The following is a 14,238-nucleotide window of genomic DNA, read 5'->3' as shown; positions in this document are numbered from 1 at the left end:
CACGTCGAACCGAACGACAAGCCGAGCCTCAAACGCCTGGGCAATCCGCTCGAGCAGCGCGAGGGAGCGGTCAGGTGAGGCCGAGGCGTTTGGTGAGGCGGGGGCCTCGTTTGATTTTGATGTCGCCGAGGATGGCGGTGCCGCGGATGTGGAAGGTTTTGGGGCGGTGGGGGGTGTTGGGGTCGGGGGCCGGCAACAGGGTGGCGGCTTGTTCGGAGACGGCGCCGAGGATGGGGTTGGAGTCGAGGTGGACGACGGCGTCGGCGGGGACGCGGATCTTGACATCGGCGAGGATGCAGCGGATGTCGACGTAGATCTCGTCGAAGGGGATCTGGGCCTCGGTGTAGTCGAGGGTGACGTCGCCCAGGACCGCGTGCACCTCTTGGCGCTGGGGGGCTACCCAGTTGCCGAGGCGTTTGGTGTCGGAGAGGAAGACGTTGATGGCTGGGCCATCCTGTACGACGGTTCCCGGGGAGTACTGGACTGGCTGCGGGGCCGCGGCGGGCTGGTGGAGGCCGTTCGGGAGGTCGGCGGTGAGGGGGACGAGTTCGCCGTACGTCTTGGAGGCGTAGAGCGTCTCGAGTCGCTCCTCGAGCTCGGAGTAGGACAGCCGGCCTTCGCCCGCGGCGTCGCGGAGGACGTCGGCGACCTGTTCGCGTTCGAGGTCGGACACCCGTCGGCGGAGCGCCGGATCCACCGGCGCCGGTACGGCGTCCTGCGGTCGATTGTCCTGGGGAACCTCATCCTGTGCCACGAGCAAAACCTTACGCGCGCGACGGGCCCTCCGCGCTCCGAAACCTCCCCTACCGGCCCCTGATCCCAGCCCTGAGATTAGGCTGGATCAGTCCAGTCCACTGTCCATGGAGGTCTGCCGGTGTCCGCCGACTTCACGTACTCCGATCTGCTCCCGTCAGGACCTGACGACACGGAGTACCGGCTGCTGAGCACCGAAGGTGTCAGCACGTTCACGGCGGGCGACCGCACGTTCCTTCAGATCGAGCCCGACGTACTGCGGATGCTGACCGCCGAGGCGATGCACGACATCTCGCACTACCTGCGGACCGCGCACCTGGCGCAGCTGCGGCGGATCATCGACGACCCGGAGGCCTCGGGGAACGACCGGTTCGTCGCGCTCGACCTGCTGAAGAACGCCAACATCTCGGCCGGCGGGGTGCTGCCAATGTGCCAGGACACCGGTACGGCGATCGTGATGGGCAAGAAGTCCGAGGGCGTCCTGACCGGTGTGGTCGACGAGGAGTGGATCAGCCGGGGCGTGTACGACGCCTACACGAAGCTGAACCTGCGGTATTCGCAGATGGCCCCGCTGACCATGTGGGACGAGAAGAACACCGGCTCCAACCTGCCCGCGCAGATCGAGCTGTACTCGACACCTGCCGGCGGCGATCCGGCGTACAAGTTCCTGTTCATGGCCAAGGGTGGCGGGTCGGCGAACAAGTCGTTCCTGTTCCAGGAGACGAAGGCCGTGCTGAACCCGGCCGGGATGATGAAGTTCCTGGACGAGAAGATCCGATCCCTCGGTACGGCGGCCTGTCCGCCCTACCACCTGGCAATCGTGGTCGGCGGGACCTCGGCCGAGTTCGCGTTGAAGACGGCGAAGTACGCGTCGGCGCATTACCTGGACGGGTTGCCGACGACCGGTTCGGCGGTGGGGCACGGGTTCCGCGATCTGGAGCTGGAGGAGGAGGTCTTCAAGCTCACCCAGGACTTCGGGATCGGCGCGCAGTTCGGCGGCAAGTACTTCTGCCACGACGTCCGCGTGATCCGCCTCCCCCGGCACGGCGCGTCCTGCCCGGTCGCGATCGCCGTCTCCTGCTCAGCCGACCGCCAGGCCCGCGCGAAGATCACCCCGGAAGGTGTGTTCCTCGAGCAGCTGGAACGCGACCCGGCCCGCTTCCTGCCGGACACGACTGATGAGCACCTGTCGGACGACAGCGACGTCGTACGGATCGATCTGAACCGGCCTATGTCGGAGATCCGCGAGGAGCTGTCGAAGCTCCCCGTGAAGACGCGCCTGTCGTTGTCCGGACCGCTCGTGGTCGCCCGCGACATCGCCCACGCCAAGATCAAGGAGCGCCTGGACGCCGGCGAGCCGATGCCGTCGTACCTTCGTGACCACGCGGTCTACTACGCAGGCCCCGCCAAAACCCCCGAGGGCTACGCCTCCGGCTCCTTCGGCCCAACCACCGCCGGCCGGATGGACGCGTACGTCGACCAGTTCCAGGCCGCCGGCGGATCCTACGTCATGCTTGCCAAGGGCAACCGTTCCGCCAAGGTCACCGAAGCCTGCAAGCAACACGGCGGCTTCTACCTAGGCTCCATCGGCGGCCCCGCCGCCCGCCTCGCCCAGGACTGCATCAAGTCCGTCGAGGTGATCGAGTACGCCGAACTCGGCATGGAAGCCATCTGGAAGATCCAGGTCGAAGACTTCCCCGCCTTCGTAGTAGTAGACGACAAAGGCAACGACTTCTTCACCGACACCCGCAAGCCGGTCCCCTTGACCACCCGCCCCCGCTAACCCCAGCCAAGCCGCTCAAGAACCCCGGCCGCCGTCGCAGCCGGGGTTCCGTCGTTCCGTACGGCGAAGTCCTCCACCGGCTCGTGCATCGCCGCATCGTCGAGTGCCGCCTGCAGATCCCACCCCGGCAATCGCGGTTGTCCGGCCTGAGGTGCTCAGTCGGCCGGCGATCGCCTGGGCGATGGTCGTTTTGCCGGCACCGCCACCACCGGTCAGCAACAGAGCATCCGGCCTCACGCAGCACCTCCGGTTGACGAGACCGAGCAGCTCGACCCTACCGGCCCCGGACCGCCACCACTCACTAACTTCTTCGGGCGCTCGGCTCGCACGCTCGGCGGGGTGGCTGGGTGGGCGGTTTCTGGGGGTTGATGAGTGGGGGCGGTCCGCCTTCACCCGCTGACCCCCGCCGCAGCGTCTGGTTCCAGTAGAGGACATTTATTGGCCTCTACTGGCGGGAGGATTGAGGCATGACGACGACACAGTTTCCTGGTGGTAAGGCGGCAGTTACTCCGTACGTGGTGGTTAAGGGGGCGGCTCGGTTTCTGGATTTTGTGGAGGAGACGTTCGAGGTCAAGCGATCCTTCGATGTGCCGAATGAGGACGGGACCATCGGGCATGCGGAGATCACCGTTGGCGGGTCGGTGGTGATGACGTTCGACGCGCAGCCGGATTGGCCGGACACGCCGGCGTTTCTGAGTGTTTACGTCGACGACGTGGATGCGGTGCTCGACAGGGCGCTAAAGGCAGGGGCAAGCCTGCTTACTCCGATGATGGAGTCGCGGATCAGCGGGGACCGGGGGTGCCGGATCACGGATCCGCTGGGGAACATCTGGTGGCTGCAGACTCCGGTACATGAGGTCGACCCGGCTGATCTCGCGGACGTGTTCAAGGACCCGGAGGAACTGGCCAAGATGAAGATCGCCGTCGACACATTCGTCGACGAAATGCGCAGCCGGGCCCGCGGTTAGCCGGCTCTGATCAGGTCCGGGGCCGGTGGGAGGGGCCAATGGGCCGGCGGGGTCCACGACTCCCATTCGTCGCAGAACGGGTGCGTCCAGGACTCGATGTCGGCGACGGCTTGGTGGGCCGTCGCGGTGATCTCGTCGGCTCGGGATTGGGTGAAGCGGCCAGCCTGTACGGCGCCTTCCAGTTCGTCCTCGTCTTTCCAGTGGATCTCGCGGTCCGGCGTGATCCAGAGGTCGAGGACGTGATCCTGGGTCGTCGTACGGCGGGCGTCGTAATCCCGCGTATGCGGGTCCTCGAGGTTCACGTACCAGCCGCGGAAACCGCCGTCGGAGCCCCAGAAGTACCAGACTGACCAGGGTTTCCCGGCGGGTGCGACCTTGAGGATGCCGGTGCCGTGCCAGATGTCGCGCTTCAGGACACGGGGCTCGGTGAACATCCCGACCGGACCGGCATGCCGGAGCTCACGGCCGTCGCGCAACACCGTCTTCAGCAGCGGGGTACCCGGCGCGAGCCACGCGACCAGTCCGTCCGCGTCGTCGCGGACGACCGTCATCGGACGCACGGTGGGCTTGTCGTGGTCGTTGGCGTAGATCCACTCGATCGTGGTGCCCGGGCTCCAGTAGGTCACGACTCGGCCGGGCGGGTCATGGACAGTACGTCGAGGGCCGCGTCCAACTGCTCTTCCGTCAGATCGCCCTGCGCGACATGCCCGTTCTCGATGACGACCTCGCGGATCGTCTTGCCCTGCTTCAAAGCACTCTTCGCGACCGCGGCCGCGTTCTCGTAGCCGATGTAGCGGTTCAGCGGCGTCACGATCGACGGCGACGACTCAGCGAGCGCTCGAGCATGCGACACGTTGGCGGTGATGCCGTCGACGCAGCGCTCGGCGAGCAGGCGGGAGGCGTTGCTGAGCAGGGTGATCGACTCGAGCAGGTTGCGCGCGATCACCGGCAGCATCACGTTCAGCTCGAAGTTGCCGCCGGCACCGGCCACGGTGATCGTGGTGTCGTTGCCGATCACCTGGGCGGCGACCATCAGCGTGGCCTCGCAGATCACCGGGTTCACCTTGCCCGGCATGATGCTCGATCCCGGCTGCAGGTCCGGCAGCGCGATCTCACCGAGCCCGGCACGCGGTCCGGAACCCATCCAGCGCAGGTCGTTGCAGATCTTGGTGAGGCTGACCGCGATCGTCTTCAGCTGCCCCGACAATTCCACGAGCCCGTCGCGAGCACCCTGCGCCTCGAAGTGATCCGCAGCCTCGGTCAACGACAGCCCGGTCCGCCGGTTCAACTCCACAATCACCGCAGCCGCGAACCCAGGTGGAGTGTTGATCCCGGTCCCCACCGCGGTCCCACCCAACGGGAGCTCAGCCACACGCGGCAGCGACGACCGCACTCGCTCGGCACCCCGCCGTACCTGCTGGGCGTATCCGTTGAACTCCTGCCCAAGCGTCACCGGCGTCGCGTCCATCAGGTGCGTGCGCCCCGACTTCACCACCTCGGCGAACTCAACACCCTTCCGCGACAGCGACTCCACCAGTACGTCGAGCGCCGGCAGCAGCTCGTGGACAACCCCGGCCGTCGCCGCCACGTGGATGGCAGACGGGAAGGTGTCGTTACTCGACTGCGACGCGTTGACGTGGTCGTTCGGGTGCACGTCGACACCGGCCTGGGTCGCCAGCGTCGCGAGAACCTCGTTCACGTTCATATTGGTCGACGTACCGGAGCCGGTCTGGAACACGTCGATCGGGAACTCCGCGTCGTACTCCCCCGAAGCCACCTGATCAGCCGCAGCCACGATCGCGGCCGCCCGCTCCGGATCCAGCACCCCGAGCTCGGCGTTCACGACGGCCGCCGACGCCTTGATCTGCGCGAGCGCGTGCACCAGCTCCGGGGCCAGCGGCCGGCCGGAGATCGGGAAGTTCTCCACCGCGCGCTGGGTCTGCGCCCGCCACAACGCGTCCTTGGGGACTTTGACCTCGCCCATGGTGTCGTGCTCGATCCGGTATTCCACGTTCTCACCCATACCAGTCAGCCTACGTCGCGCCCTGATAGACGTAGTAGAGCTCCTCCCGCCCCTGCAGCAACACCGGCACCGGCGTCACCTGGCACGCCCCGAAGACCACTTCCACCGCCTCCGCCAACGCCGGCGACTCCGACGACGACCACACCGTCAGCACTCCGCCGGCCCGCAACCGCTCCCGGCACACCCCCAGGAACGACGACTCGTAGATGGCCGAATTCTCGTTGTACACAAGGAAGTCCGGCCCATTGTCCACATCCAGCAGAATCGCGTCGTACGACGCCTGGGCCGCCCCCGCGATCACCGCCCGCACGTCCCCCACCTCGACCGACACCCGCGGATCGTCCAGCACCGACGGCACCAGACCACCCCGCATCCACCCCACCAGTTCCGGCTCGATCTCCGCCACCACCACCGCACCGAGACGAACATCACGCAACAACGCCCGCACCGTGTACCCGAGTCCCAGCCCACCCACCAGCACCCGCTCAGGCCGCCGTACCGCCGCCAACGCCACCGACGCCAGCAACTCCTCACTCGACGTCTCCACGTCATCCATCACAAACACCCCATTGACCCGCAACTCCAACGCCCGATCCCCCCGCCGCCGCAGTACCAACTCCCCACGCTCACTAACCGCCCGCGCAATCTCCACCCCCACATCATCCCCAACGTCCGAAAGACCGTCAGGCTTGGTCTCCGCATCGTCGGACGTTAGCCACGACTCCTCCGCAACGTCCGAAGGACCCGCAGGCCTGGTCTCCGCATCGTCGGACGTTATCGACAGGGGTTATCCACAGCGAGGAAGACGTGCACACGGCGAGGGCGGGTTCGCGGCATCTTCTTGCGGTGAGTGATGCAGCGAGATGCGTTGGCGCGGTGCGGTGTGGGCAGTGCGGGGAGTGTGCGCGGAGGTCGCGGCGCCGATGGTGGGCCCAGCCTCTAGGGCAGATCGCCTCGGCACAGGACGGTGTTGTTTCGCGCCTCCAGTTGGCTGCGATTGGAACGCCGCGGTGGGAGGTCACCGCCGAATTGCGCGCGGAGCGCTGGGCCCGGCACGGCTCGCAGACCATCGCGACCTACACCGGACCGCTGACTGCACCGGCAGTGTGGTGGTCGGCGATCTTCGAGGTCGGCGGCGGTGCTGCCCTGGATGGCTCGACGGCCTTGTGTGCGGAAGGCTTGCGCGGATTCACCGACGTACTGCATGTGTCGACACCGAAGTCCTGGCATCCTCGGCGGCCGCCCGGTGTGATCGTCCACGAGACCCGACGCCGTCAGCCGACCGACCTTGTCGGAACCGGGATACCGCGCACCCGTCCACCGGTCGCCGCCGTCAGGGCAGCATTGTGGGCACGCTCGGACCGGCAGGCTGCGACGCTACTGGCAATGACCGTCCAGCAACGGCTGACCACGGCCGAGGCCATCGCCGAAGCCTTCCAGACCGTACGGCGAGATCGCCGGCGCCGGCTCATCATGGCGGTCCTGGCCGATCTGTCGACCGGCGCACAATCGATCGGCGAGCTCGACTTCGCTCGTCTCTGCCGGGAGTTCGGCCTCCCGGAACCGGACCGGCAAACCCGGCGACGCGGGCCCGACGGCACCTGGTACCTCGACTCGGATTGGACCCGGTACGACGCAGTGGTCGAGATCGAGGGTGTTCATCACCTGGAGGCTGACCAGGCAATGTCCGATGCGAGCCGCCAGAACGAACTCACCATCGACCACTCGAGGGTGCTTCGCATCCCCGTCATCGGCCTCCGCGTCGCACCCGACCACTATCTCTCCCAGGTCGCGCGTCTCCTCCGCTCCGCCGGCTGGCCCGGCTGAGCACAACGTCCGAAAGACCCGCAGACTCGGTCTCCGCATCCTCGGACGTTAGCGACGGTTCCTCCGTAACGTCCGAAGGACCCGCAGGCCTGGTCTCCGCATCGTCGGACGTTAGGAAGGGAGGTTCGCGTCGTGGGCCAGCAAGGCGAGCTGCACCCGGTTGGTGAGGTGGAGCTTGGTGAGGGCGTTGGCGAGGTGGGTTTTCACGGTGGCTACGCCCAGGTGGAGGGTGGTGGCTATTTCCGCGTTGGTTTTGCCTTCGGCGACGGCTTGTACGACGTCTCGTTCGCGGTCGGTGAGGTGGGCCAGGGCGGCGCGGGCTTCGGTGCGGCGGGTGTGGGGGTCGGATTCGGCGGCGTGCGTCATGAGTTGGCGGGTGGATTGCGGGGAGAGGACGGATTCGCCGGCGGCGACCTTGAGAATGGCGGTCAGGATGTCGGTGGGGGCGGCATCCTTGAGGAGGTAGCCGGCGGCGCCGGCGCGGAGGGCCCGGACGAGGTGGTGGTCGGAGCCGAAGGTGGTGAGGATGATGATCTCGGGGGCCGGCGCCTCGCTGCGGATGGCGGTGGTGGCGGCGACGCCGTCGAGGACGGGCATGCCGATGTCCATCAGGACCACGTCGGGGGTGAGGTCGCGGACTGCGTCGACTGCTTCGCGGCCGTTGGTGGCTGCACCGACGAGCCGCACTGACGGCGTACCGCCGAGCATGCTGGCCAGGCCCGCGCGGACGAGCGGGTCGTCGTCCACCAGGAGCAGCCGGACGGGAGAACTCACGGCGTCATCGTAGGGTCCACGGCAACCAGGCCGCCAACCGGAACTCACCGTCGACGGTCGGCCCGTACTCGATCCGCCCACCGGCCAACGTGGCACGCTCGGTGAGCCCGATCAGCCCCACCCGCGACCCCGGCCCGCCGGCTCCGGGCTCCAGGCGGTTGGCCAGCTCGACCGTCAGCCCCGCTCCTGGTTGACCACTGATCGTCAGGCGGACGCGCTGGTGCGGGGCGTGCTTGCGGGCGTTGGTGAGGCCCTCCTGGACGATGCGGTAGGCGTGCCGGCCGATCGGGTCCGGTACGTCGGCCAGCTCGGCCCGGACGGTCAGATCGATCACCATCCCAGCCTGCTGCGATTCCGCCACCAGCTCGTCCAGCTGGGCGATCCCACGCCGGGGACCGTCCATGTCCTGGGACCGCAGTACGCCGACGATCTCGCGGAGGTCCTCGACGCAGTCGCGGGCGCTGGTCCGGATCACGCCGGCCGCCCGGGACAGCTCGTCGGTGGGCATGTCCGGCCGGAACTCCAGGGCACCGGCATGCACGCTCAGCAACGACAACCGATGCCCGAGCGCGTCATGCATCTCCCGGGCGATCCGTTCCCGCTCCTGCCGCTGGCCCTGCTCAACGCGCAACTGCTGTTCACTCTCGGCCCGAACCGCCCGCTCGGTCAGCGACGCCATCAGCTGCCGCCGGGTCCGTACGACGATGCCCCAGGCAACGAGTGCGAGACAGGCGAGCGCGGTCAGCGTGACCGCGATCAGGTAAGCATTCGGGGTGTCCGCGAGCGGGTACAGCCAGAACTGCACCAGGCAGGACGCCATCGCCGCAGCACCGAGCGAGAGGCTCACCGCGGGCCGCCGATGCACCGCGACGCTGAACAACGCGATCCCGGCCGAACCACCGACCGATGGAACCGTCGTCGACACCACGATCATCACCACGACCAGTCCCACCGGCCAGCGTCGCCGGAGCAGGAGCGCCAGCGCGCCGGCGATCGCCAGCCCGAGGCTCAGCCAGTACGGCACCGGCCCGAACCGCGGCGGCGGCTCGGCGGCACCGACCGACAGCAGACTGAGCAGGAACCCCACGACCACAGCGGCGACGTCCACGACCCGGTCCCGCGGGGTCAGCCGGTCGTAGCCGGGCGCGGCCGGCGACCCGGGTTCGATGAGCGCCGCGAGGATCACTCGACCGACGGTATCCCGTTCCCCGCGCAACCGCCGCACACTCGATACTTTCGGTGGAGGCCGCGGTCCACCGCTCGGCACTCGACAAGCGCCCGCCGACGGATCCGTCGTACCGGCTGGTCCCGGCAGAGTCGTCCTCATGATCCTTGCCGAAAGCACCTACCGCGGTACGACGGCCGCCGAGCTGGCCGGGCGGAGTCGCTGGGACTCGTTCAAAGCCGCGATCGACCAGCGGGCGGTCTTCCCGCGCGCGGGAACGATCCGCCTGCACCTGAACCGCCTCGAACTCACCGCCTGGGAGCACGGGCACGACATCACCGTGCACCCGAGCGACATCGCCGCGGTCGGCAACGACTTCACCGACCTGTACGGGCGGTTCCTCGGCGGCGGGTCGAAGACGCTCGGAGCGCCGTTGATCCTCGAGCTGCGCGGCGGTACGACGCTCTACCTGCTCACCAACCACCGCTGGTTCACCGAACGCACCGACAACGCCCAGTGGGCCGGCCGCCTCAACCAGTGGATCGCCACGGAGACCCGAGCATGATCAGCCGCAGGGGTTTCGTCGCCGGAGCGGGCGCCGGGGCCTTGGCTGCCGCGGGATGGGGTGAAGAGGGCCGCACGCGCCCCGGGTCCAGCGGGTCGGCGCGGGTGGAGAAGTTGCTGACGGCAATGTCCTTGGCGGACAAGATCGCGCAGCTGAACGTGCCGGTCGTGCTCCCGGGTGAGCCGGGCAGCTCAGCCGGGGCGACACCTGCGGATCAGGAGCGGTACGCGCGCGGCGGGTTCCAGCACCAGAACCTCGTACTCGGCCCGGGTGGCGGCTTCTTCGGGTTGGTGAACGAGTCGTTGTTCGGCAGTTTCGATCCTGAGCAGCCCAAGACGCCCAAGGAGCAGGCCGAGCGCCACAACGCCCTGCAGAAGCTTGCGCTGGCGTCCGAGCACCGGATCCCGCTGCTCCAGATCAGCGAAGGCACGCATGGCTCGATCGGCCCCGGCTCGACGATCTTCCCGGAGGGCCCCGGTCTCGGCGCGACGTGGTCGCCCGAGCTCGTCGGGCACGTGTACGGCGTCGTCGGCGCGGAGGCTCGCGCGGTCGGGATCCACGCGATCAGCACGATCACCGCCGAGCTCAACCGCGATCCGCGCTACGGCCGCGCCATCTGGTCGTTCAGCGAGGACCCGTACCTGACCACCCGGTACGTCGAGGCTCTCGTCCCTGCCGCCCAGGCCGACCTCCACACCGGCGCCGTCGTATCGCTCTGCACGTTCCCGGCCGAGTCCCCGAATGTCGGCGGCCTCGAGGGCTCCTCGATCGAACTCGGCGAACGCGAACTCCGCAACATCCACCTCCCACCGTGGCGAGCTGGTTCCGCCGCCGGCTCGCTGATGACCGAGGCCGGCGAACAGACCATCGACGGCATCCCGGTGCACGGATCGCCGAAGTACCTGACCGAGGTCCTCCGCGACGAGCTCGGCTTCCGCGGCGTCGTGATCGCCAACGGCTTCGAGAACCTGATCACCGACCGAGTCGCGAGCACGCCGGCCCACGCGGGCGCCCTTGCGCTCGGCGCCGGCATCGACATCGCACTCGCGTGGCACGACGCCTTCCTCACCGGGCTGGCCGAAGCCGTCCGCACCGGCGCGATCGACCAAACCCTCATCGACCGGGCCGTCCGCCGGATCCTCACTCTCAAGGAACGCCTCGGCCTCTTCGAGAACCCGTACGCCGACCCGGCCCGCGCCCAGGCGATCGTCAACCAGCCCGCGCACCGCAAGATCGCTCTGCAGGCGGCGCGGGAGTCGATGACCCTGCTCCGCAACGAAGGCGGCCTGCTGCCACTCCACCACCGCCGGATCGCCGTCATCGGTCCCAACGCCGACGATGCCCGGAACCTGCTCGGCGAATACTCCGCCTGGCCGACCTTCCACGCCGTACCGACGATCCTGGACAGGCTGAGGGCCACCGGCCGGCAGATCACCCATGCCAAGGGCTGCGCCACCACCGGCACCGACCGCTCCGGCATCGCAGCCGCGGTCAAGGCGGCCAAGAACGCCGACGTGGCGGTCGTCGTACTCGGTGAGGAGGTCAAGGGCGGGTACTTCGACCCCGGCCGCACGAACGGCGAGCTGGCCGACATCGCGTCGCTCGACCTCACCGGCGTACAGCAGGAGCTCCTGGAGGCCGTCCACCACACCGGTACGCCGGTGGTGCTGGTGCTCGTCAACGGCCGCCCGCTGTCGGTCACCTGGGCCGCCGAGCACATCCCGGCAATCCTCGAGGCCTGGTTGCCCGGCGAACAAGGCGCGCAGGCGGTGGCCGACGTACTGACCGGTGCCGTCGATCCGAGCGGTCGACTACCGATCACGGTGCCGCGCAGCGTCGGCCAACTGCCGATGTACTACAACGTCAAGGGCGCACGAGCCCGGGCCGGCACGTACGTCGATATCCCGTCGACCCCGCTGTATCCGTTCGGCCACGGCCTCAGCTACACATCGTTTGCCCTCAGCAACGTTCATCTCAGCGCGGACAGGATCACCGGGACCGGCCGCACCGAGATCCGGGCCGAGGTCCGCAACACCGGCCAACGCACCGGCACCGCGGTCGTCCAGCTGTACGTCACCGACGACGAGTCGAGTGTCGTCGTACCGGAGATCCAGCTGCGCGGCTTCGCCAAGGTCAGCCTGGCACCCGGTGCCCACGCCTCGATCAAGATCCCGTTGCGGGCCGATGACCTCGCCCTGATCGACGCCAGCCTCGACCGCGTCGTCGAGCCGGGCGCCTTCACCCTGCGCGTCGGCACCTCCGCCGCCGCGTTGCCGCATACCCTTCAACTCACCGTGATCTGAGGATTCGACCATGCGAAAACTGCTGCGATTCGTTGCCTTGGTCATCGTTCTGGTGCTGGCGTTCGTGATCTCGTCGAAGGTCTGGACCTGGCAGGACGACCGCAAGGCGACGATGACCACGACCGGTCCCTACACGGCCGATCTGGAGTCGCTGAACAAGCATCCGTTGCCGAAGTGGTTCCAGGACGCGACGTTCGGTGTGATGATCCACTGGGGGCTGTACTCGGTCCCGGGGTTCGCGCCGAAGGGGAAGACGTTCCCGCAACTGCTCGCCTCCGAGTACGGGCACGCGATGACGCACAACCCGTACGCCGAGGACTACGCGAACGCGGTGAAGGACCCGGACTCCCCCACCGGCACGTACCACCGCGAGCACTACGGCGATGCGCCGTACAGCGACTTCACCAAGCAGTTCGATGCCGGGCTGGCCAAGTGGGACCCGAACCGCTGGGCCGCACAGTTCAAGGCGGCCGGGGCGTCGTACATCGTGGTGACGGCCAAGTACGCCGATGGCTACTCGATGTGGCCGACCGAGGTGCGGAACCCGCACGCGCCGGACTTCCACGCCAAGCGCGACCTGATGGGTGAGCTGGCGACCGCGGTGCGCAAGCAGGGGCTCAAGTTCGGCGTCTACTACTCCGGCGGCGTGGACTGGACCTTCCAGAAGAAGACCGTCAAGACCCTCGGCGACTACTCCTTCCTGCACTACGGCGAGGACTACCGCCAGTACGCCGTCGCTCAGCTGCGCGAGCTGATCGCGAAGTACAAGCCGGACATCCTCTGGAACGACATCTCCTGGCCGACCGGCAGCAAGCGCCTGTACGCCGTCATGGCGGACTACTACAACACCGTGCCCGACGGCGTGGTCGACGATCGCTGGGGTACAGCGTCGTTCGGCCGGCAGTTCATGAGCCCGAAGCCGATGCGCTGGGGATTCGACCTGCTGATGCGCGGCCTGCTCAAGATCCCGGACGCCGCCGACAGCATCAGTACGCCGCGCGAGGTCCCGCACAGCGACTTCAGAACCCCCGAGTACGTCGGCTTCGACACGCCCCAGACCAAGTTCTGGCAGCAGGACCGTGGCATCGGCGGGTCTTTCGGCTACAACCGCGAGGAGACGGAAGCCGACTACGCCAAGTCATCCGACCTGATCACCGCCCTGGCCAAGGCCCGGGCCAACAACGGCGCCCTGCTACTGAACGTCGGCCCGAGCGGCGGCGAGGGCGAGATCGTCCCCGCCCAGCTGAGCCGGCTCAACGACATCGGCGCCTGGCTGAAAAAGAACCCAGGACGTTAGTACCAGCCCTTGGCCTGCGAGTGGCTCCAGGCCGAGCAGGGTGAGCCGTAGCGGTCCTCGATGTAGTCGAGGCCCCACTTGATCTGGGTGACCGGGTTGGTCCGCCAGTCCGAGCCGTAGGCGGCCATCCGGTTGCCCGGGAGGGCCTGGGCGATGCCGTACGCCGAGGAGGTCGGGTTGTCGGCGCGGGGGTTCCAGCGCGACTCCTTGTTCCACAGCTTCTCCAGGCAGCTGAACTGGCCCTGGCTCCAGCCGTGGTCGGGCAGCAGGTTCATCGCGATCTGCTTGGGGGTGCCCTCGTACTTCTTCCGCTCGGCATCCCGGCTGGCGCGCGCCTCGCGGGAGTTGCGGTCGGTCTTCTGCAGCGCCTGGTAGCGCGCGAGGGCGGCGTTCTTGGCGACGCGGCGCCGCCACGCGGCGTCCTGGGAGGCCTGCATCTCCTGCGCCTGGGCCTCGACCTGGTTGCGGATCCGGATCGCTTCCTCGGCCTGCTCCTGCTGCGTCAGGATCTTCTGGGTCGGCTGCTTGCCGGCCGACGCCTTCTCGCTGTTCACGACCGCGAGCTCGGCGCGTCCGGAGGCAGAGCTGCTACCGGCGGAGCTGAAGAGGTCGATACCCGTCACCACGGTGACGACGGCGATCCCTGTCACAGAGAGAGCCGCGACGGAGCGCTTCGCTTTCATCTTTCCTTCCGAGATCCCGACCCCCGTCGGCTGCAACAGAAACATACTTTGGCCTAAACCGACCGTGATCACAAGCAGGTCACGAGCGACGGCGCGG

The 14,238-nt window shown here is 68.0% G+C and carries 13 protein-coding genes; 6 read left to right on the top strand and 7 right to left on the bottom strand.

Going from position 1 to position 14,238, the window contains the following annotated elements; all coding sequences use genetic code 11:
• Positions 1-70 precede the first annotated feature (70 nt).
• Entirely contained in the window at positions 71-754 is a 684-nt protein-coding gene (locus ACFTSF_RS17140) for a DUF1707 domain-containing protein (protein ID WP_380154660.1), read from the bottom strand.
• Positions 755-874: 120 nt separating this feature from the next.
• On the opposite strand from ACFTSF_RS17140, the gene ACFTSF_RS17135 reads away from it, so the two are divergent.
• Positions 875-2,536 (top strand): fumarate hydratase, encoded by a 1,662-nt coding sequence (locus ACFTSF_RS17135; protein WP_380154659.1) that lies wholly within the window; start codon positions 875-877, stop codon positions 2,534-2,536.
• Positions 2,537-3,003: 467 nt separating this feature from the next.
• Positions 3,004-3,504, top strand: coding sequence for a VOC family protein (locus ACFTSF_RS17130; protein WP_380154658.1), 501 nt, complete (start codon positions 3,004-3,006; stop codon positions 3,502-3,504).
• On the opposite strand, the gene ACFTSF_RS17125 is transcribed toward ACFTSF_RS17130, so the two are convergent.
• Genes ACFTSF_RS17125 through ACFTSF_RS17115 form a run of 3 tightly spaced genes read right to left on the bottom strand, consistent with a single transcriptional unit; the run spans position 3,501 to position 6,083 of the window.
• Positions 3,501-4,130 carry a DUF402 domain-containing protein gene (locus ACFTSF_RS17125; protein WP_380154657.1) on the bottom strand — a complete coding sequence of 210 codons (630 nt, stop codon included), beginning with the start codon at positions 4,128-4,130 and terminating at the stop codon, positions 3,501-3,503. The two genes, ACFTSF_RS17130 and ACFTSF_RS17125, sit on opposite strands and share 4 nt — an antisense overlap.
• Entirely contained in the window at positions 4,127-5,527 is a 1,401-nt protein-coding gene (locus ACFTSF_RS17120) for a class II fumarate hydratase (protein ID WP_380154656.1), read from the bottom strand. Before ACFTSF_RS17120 ends, ACFTSF_RS17125 begins: the two co-directional genes overlap by 4 nt.
• Positions 5,528-5,537: 10 nt before the next feature.
• Positions 5,538-6,083 (bottom strand): spermidine synthase, encoded by a 546-nt coding sequence (locus tag ACFTSF_RS17115; RefSeq protein ID WP_380154655.1) that lies wholly within the window; start codon positions 6,081-6,083, stop codon positions 5,538-5,540.
• 431 nt (positions 6,084-6,514) lie between these two features.
• Between ACFTSF_RS17115 and ACFTSF_RS17110 the strand changes: the two genes are divergently transcribed.
• Complete coding sequence (locus ACFTSF_RS17110; protein WP_380154654.1) at positions 6,515-7,354, top strand: hypothetical protein; 840 nt, start codon at positions 6,515-6,517, stop codon at positions 7,352-7,354.
• Between the two features lie 111 nt (positions 7,355-7,465).
• Here the strand turns inward: ACFTSF_RS17110 and ACFTSF_RS17105 are convergent, their stop codons facing one another.
• Entirely contained in the window at positions 7,466-8,128 is a 663-nt protein-coding gene (locus ACFTSF_RS17105) for a response regulator (RefSeq protein ID WP_380154653.1), read from the bottom strand.
• A gap of 4 nt (positions 8,129-8,132) precedes the next feature.
• The gene (locus ACFTSF_RS17100) at positions 8,133-9,314 is read right to left on the bottom strand and encodes a sensor histidine kinase (RefSeq protein WP_380154652.1); all 1,182 of its coding nucleotides are present in this window, start codon (positions 9,312-9,314) and stop codon (positions 8,133-8,135) included.
• A gap of 139 nt (positions 9,315-9,453) precedes the next feature.
• Here ACFTSF_RS17100 and ACFTSF_RS17095 point away from each other — a divergent pair, with 139 nt between their 5' ends.
• From ACFTSF_RS17095 to ACFTSF_RS17085, 3 genes are read left to right on the top strand one after another with little or no spacing between them, the layout of a single operon-like run.
• A complete protein-coding gene (locus ACFTSF_RS17095) occupies positions 9,454-9,858 on the top strand; it encodes a hypothetical protein (RefSeq protein ID WP_380154651.1) in 405 nt (134 codons plus the stop codon).
• Positions 9,855-12,161 (top strand): glycoside hydrolase family 3 C-terminal domain-containing protein, encoded by a 2,307-nt coding sequence (locus ACFTSF_RS17090; RefSeq protein ID WP_380154650.1) that lies wholly within the window; start codon positions 9,855-9,857, stop codon positions 12,159-12,161. Before ACFTSF_RS17095 ends, ACFTSF_RS17090 begins: the two co-directional genes overlap by 4 nt.
• Before the next feature lie 10 nt (positions 12,162-12,171).
• Positions 12,172-13,458, top strand: a complete 1,287-nt coding sequence (locus tag ACFTSF_RS17085) for an alpha-L-fucosidase (RefSeq protein ID WP_380154649.1) — start codon at positions 12,172-12,174, stop codon at positions 13,456-13,458.
• Here the strand turns inward: ACFTSF_RS17085 and ACFTSF_RS17080 are convergent.
• On the bottom strand, positions 13,455-14,141 hold the full coding sequence (locus tag ACFTSF_RS17080; protein ID WP_344151499.1) for a transglycosylase SLT domain-containing protein: 687 nt from the start codon (positions 14,139-14,141) through the stop codon (positions 13,455-13,457). The two genes, ACFTSF_RS17085 and ACFTSF_RS17080, sit on opposite strands and share 4 nt — an antisense overlap.
• Positions 14,142-14,238: the final 97 nt, after the last annotated feature.

It is taken from the genome of Kribbella sp. NPDC056951 (genome assembly GCF_042674205.1).
Classification (GTDB): Bacteria; Actinomycetota; Actinomycetes; order Propionibacteriales; family Kribbellaceae; genus Kribbella; species Kribbella yunnanensis.
The sequence above is the reverse complement of the archived record's forward strand: the minus strand, read 5'-3'. Positions and strand labels throughout refer to the sequence as shown.

Bases quoted from the DNA above. Each gene is read 5' to 3' on its own strand.
- ACFTSF_RS17130 (WP_380154658.1), top strand. From the start codon at position 3,004: ATGACGACGACACAGTTTCCTGGTGGTAAGGCGGCAGTTACTCCGTAC.
- ACFTSF_RS17120 (WP_380154656.1), bottom strand. From the start codon at position 5,527: ATGGGTGAGAACGTGGAATACCGGATCGAGCACGACACCATGGGCGAG.
- ACFTSF_RS17115 (WP_380154655.1), bottom strand. From the start codon at position 6,083: ATGGATGACGTGGAGACGTCGAGTGAGGAGTTGCTGGCGTCGGTGGCG.
- ACFTSF_RS17095 (WP_380154651.1), top strand. From the start codon at position 9,454: ATGATCCTTGCCGAAAGCACCTACCGCGGTACGACGGCCGCCGAGCTG.
- ACFTSF_RS17090 (WP_380154650.1), top strand. From the start codon at position 9,855: ATGATCAGCCGCAGGGGTTTCGTCGCCGGAGCGGGCGCCGGGGCCTTG.
- ACFTSF_RS17085 (WP_380154649.1), top strand. From the start codon at position 12,172: ATGCGAAAACTGCTGCGATTCGTTGCCTTGGTCATCGTTCTGGTGCTG.
- ACFTSF_RS17080 (WP_344151499.1), bottom strand. From the start codon at position 14,141: ATGAAAGCGAAGCGCTCCGTCGCGGCTCTCTCTGTGACAGGGATCGCC.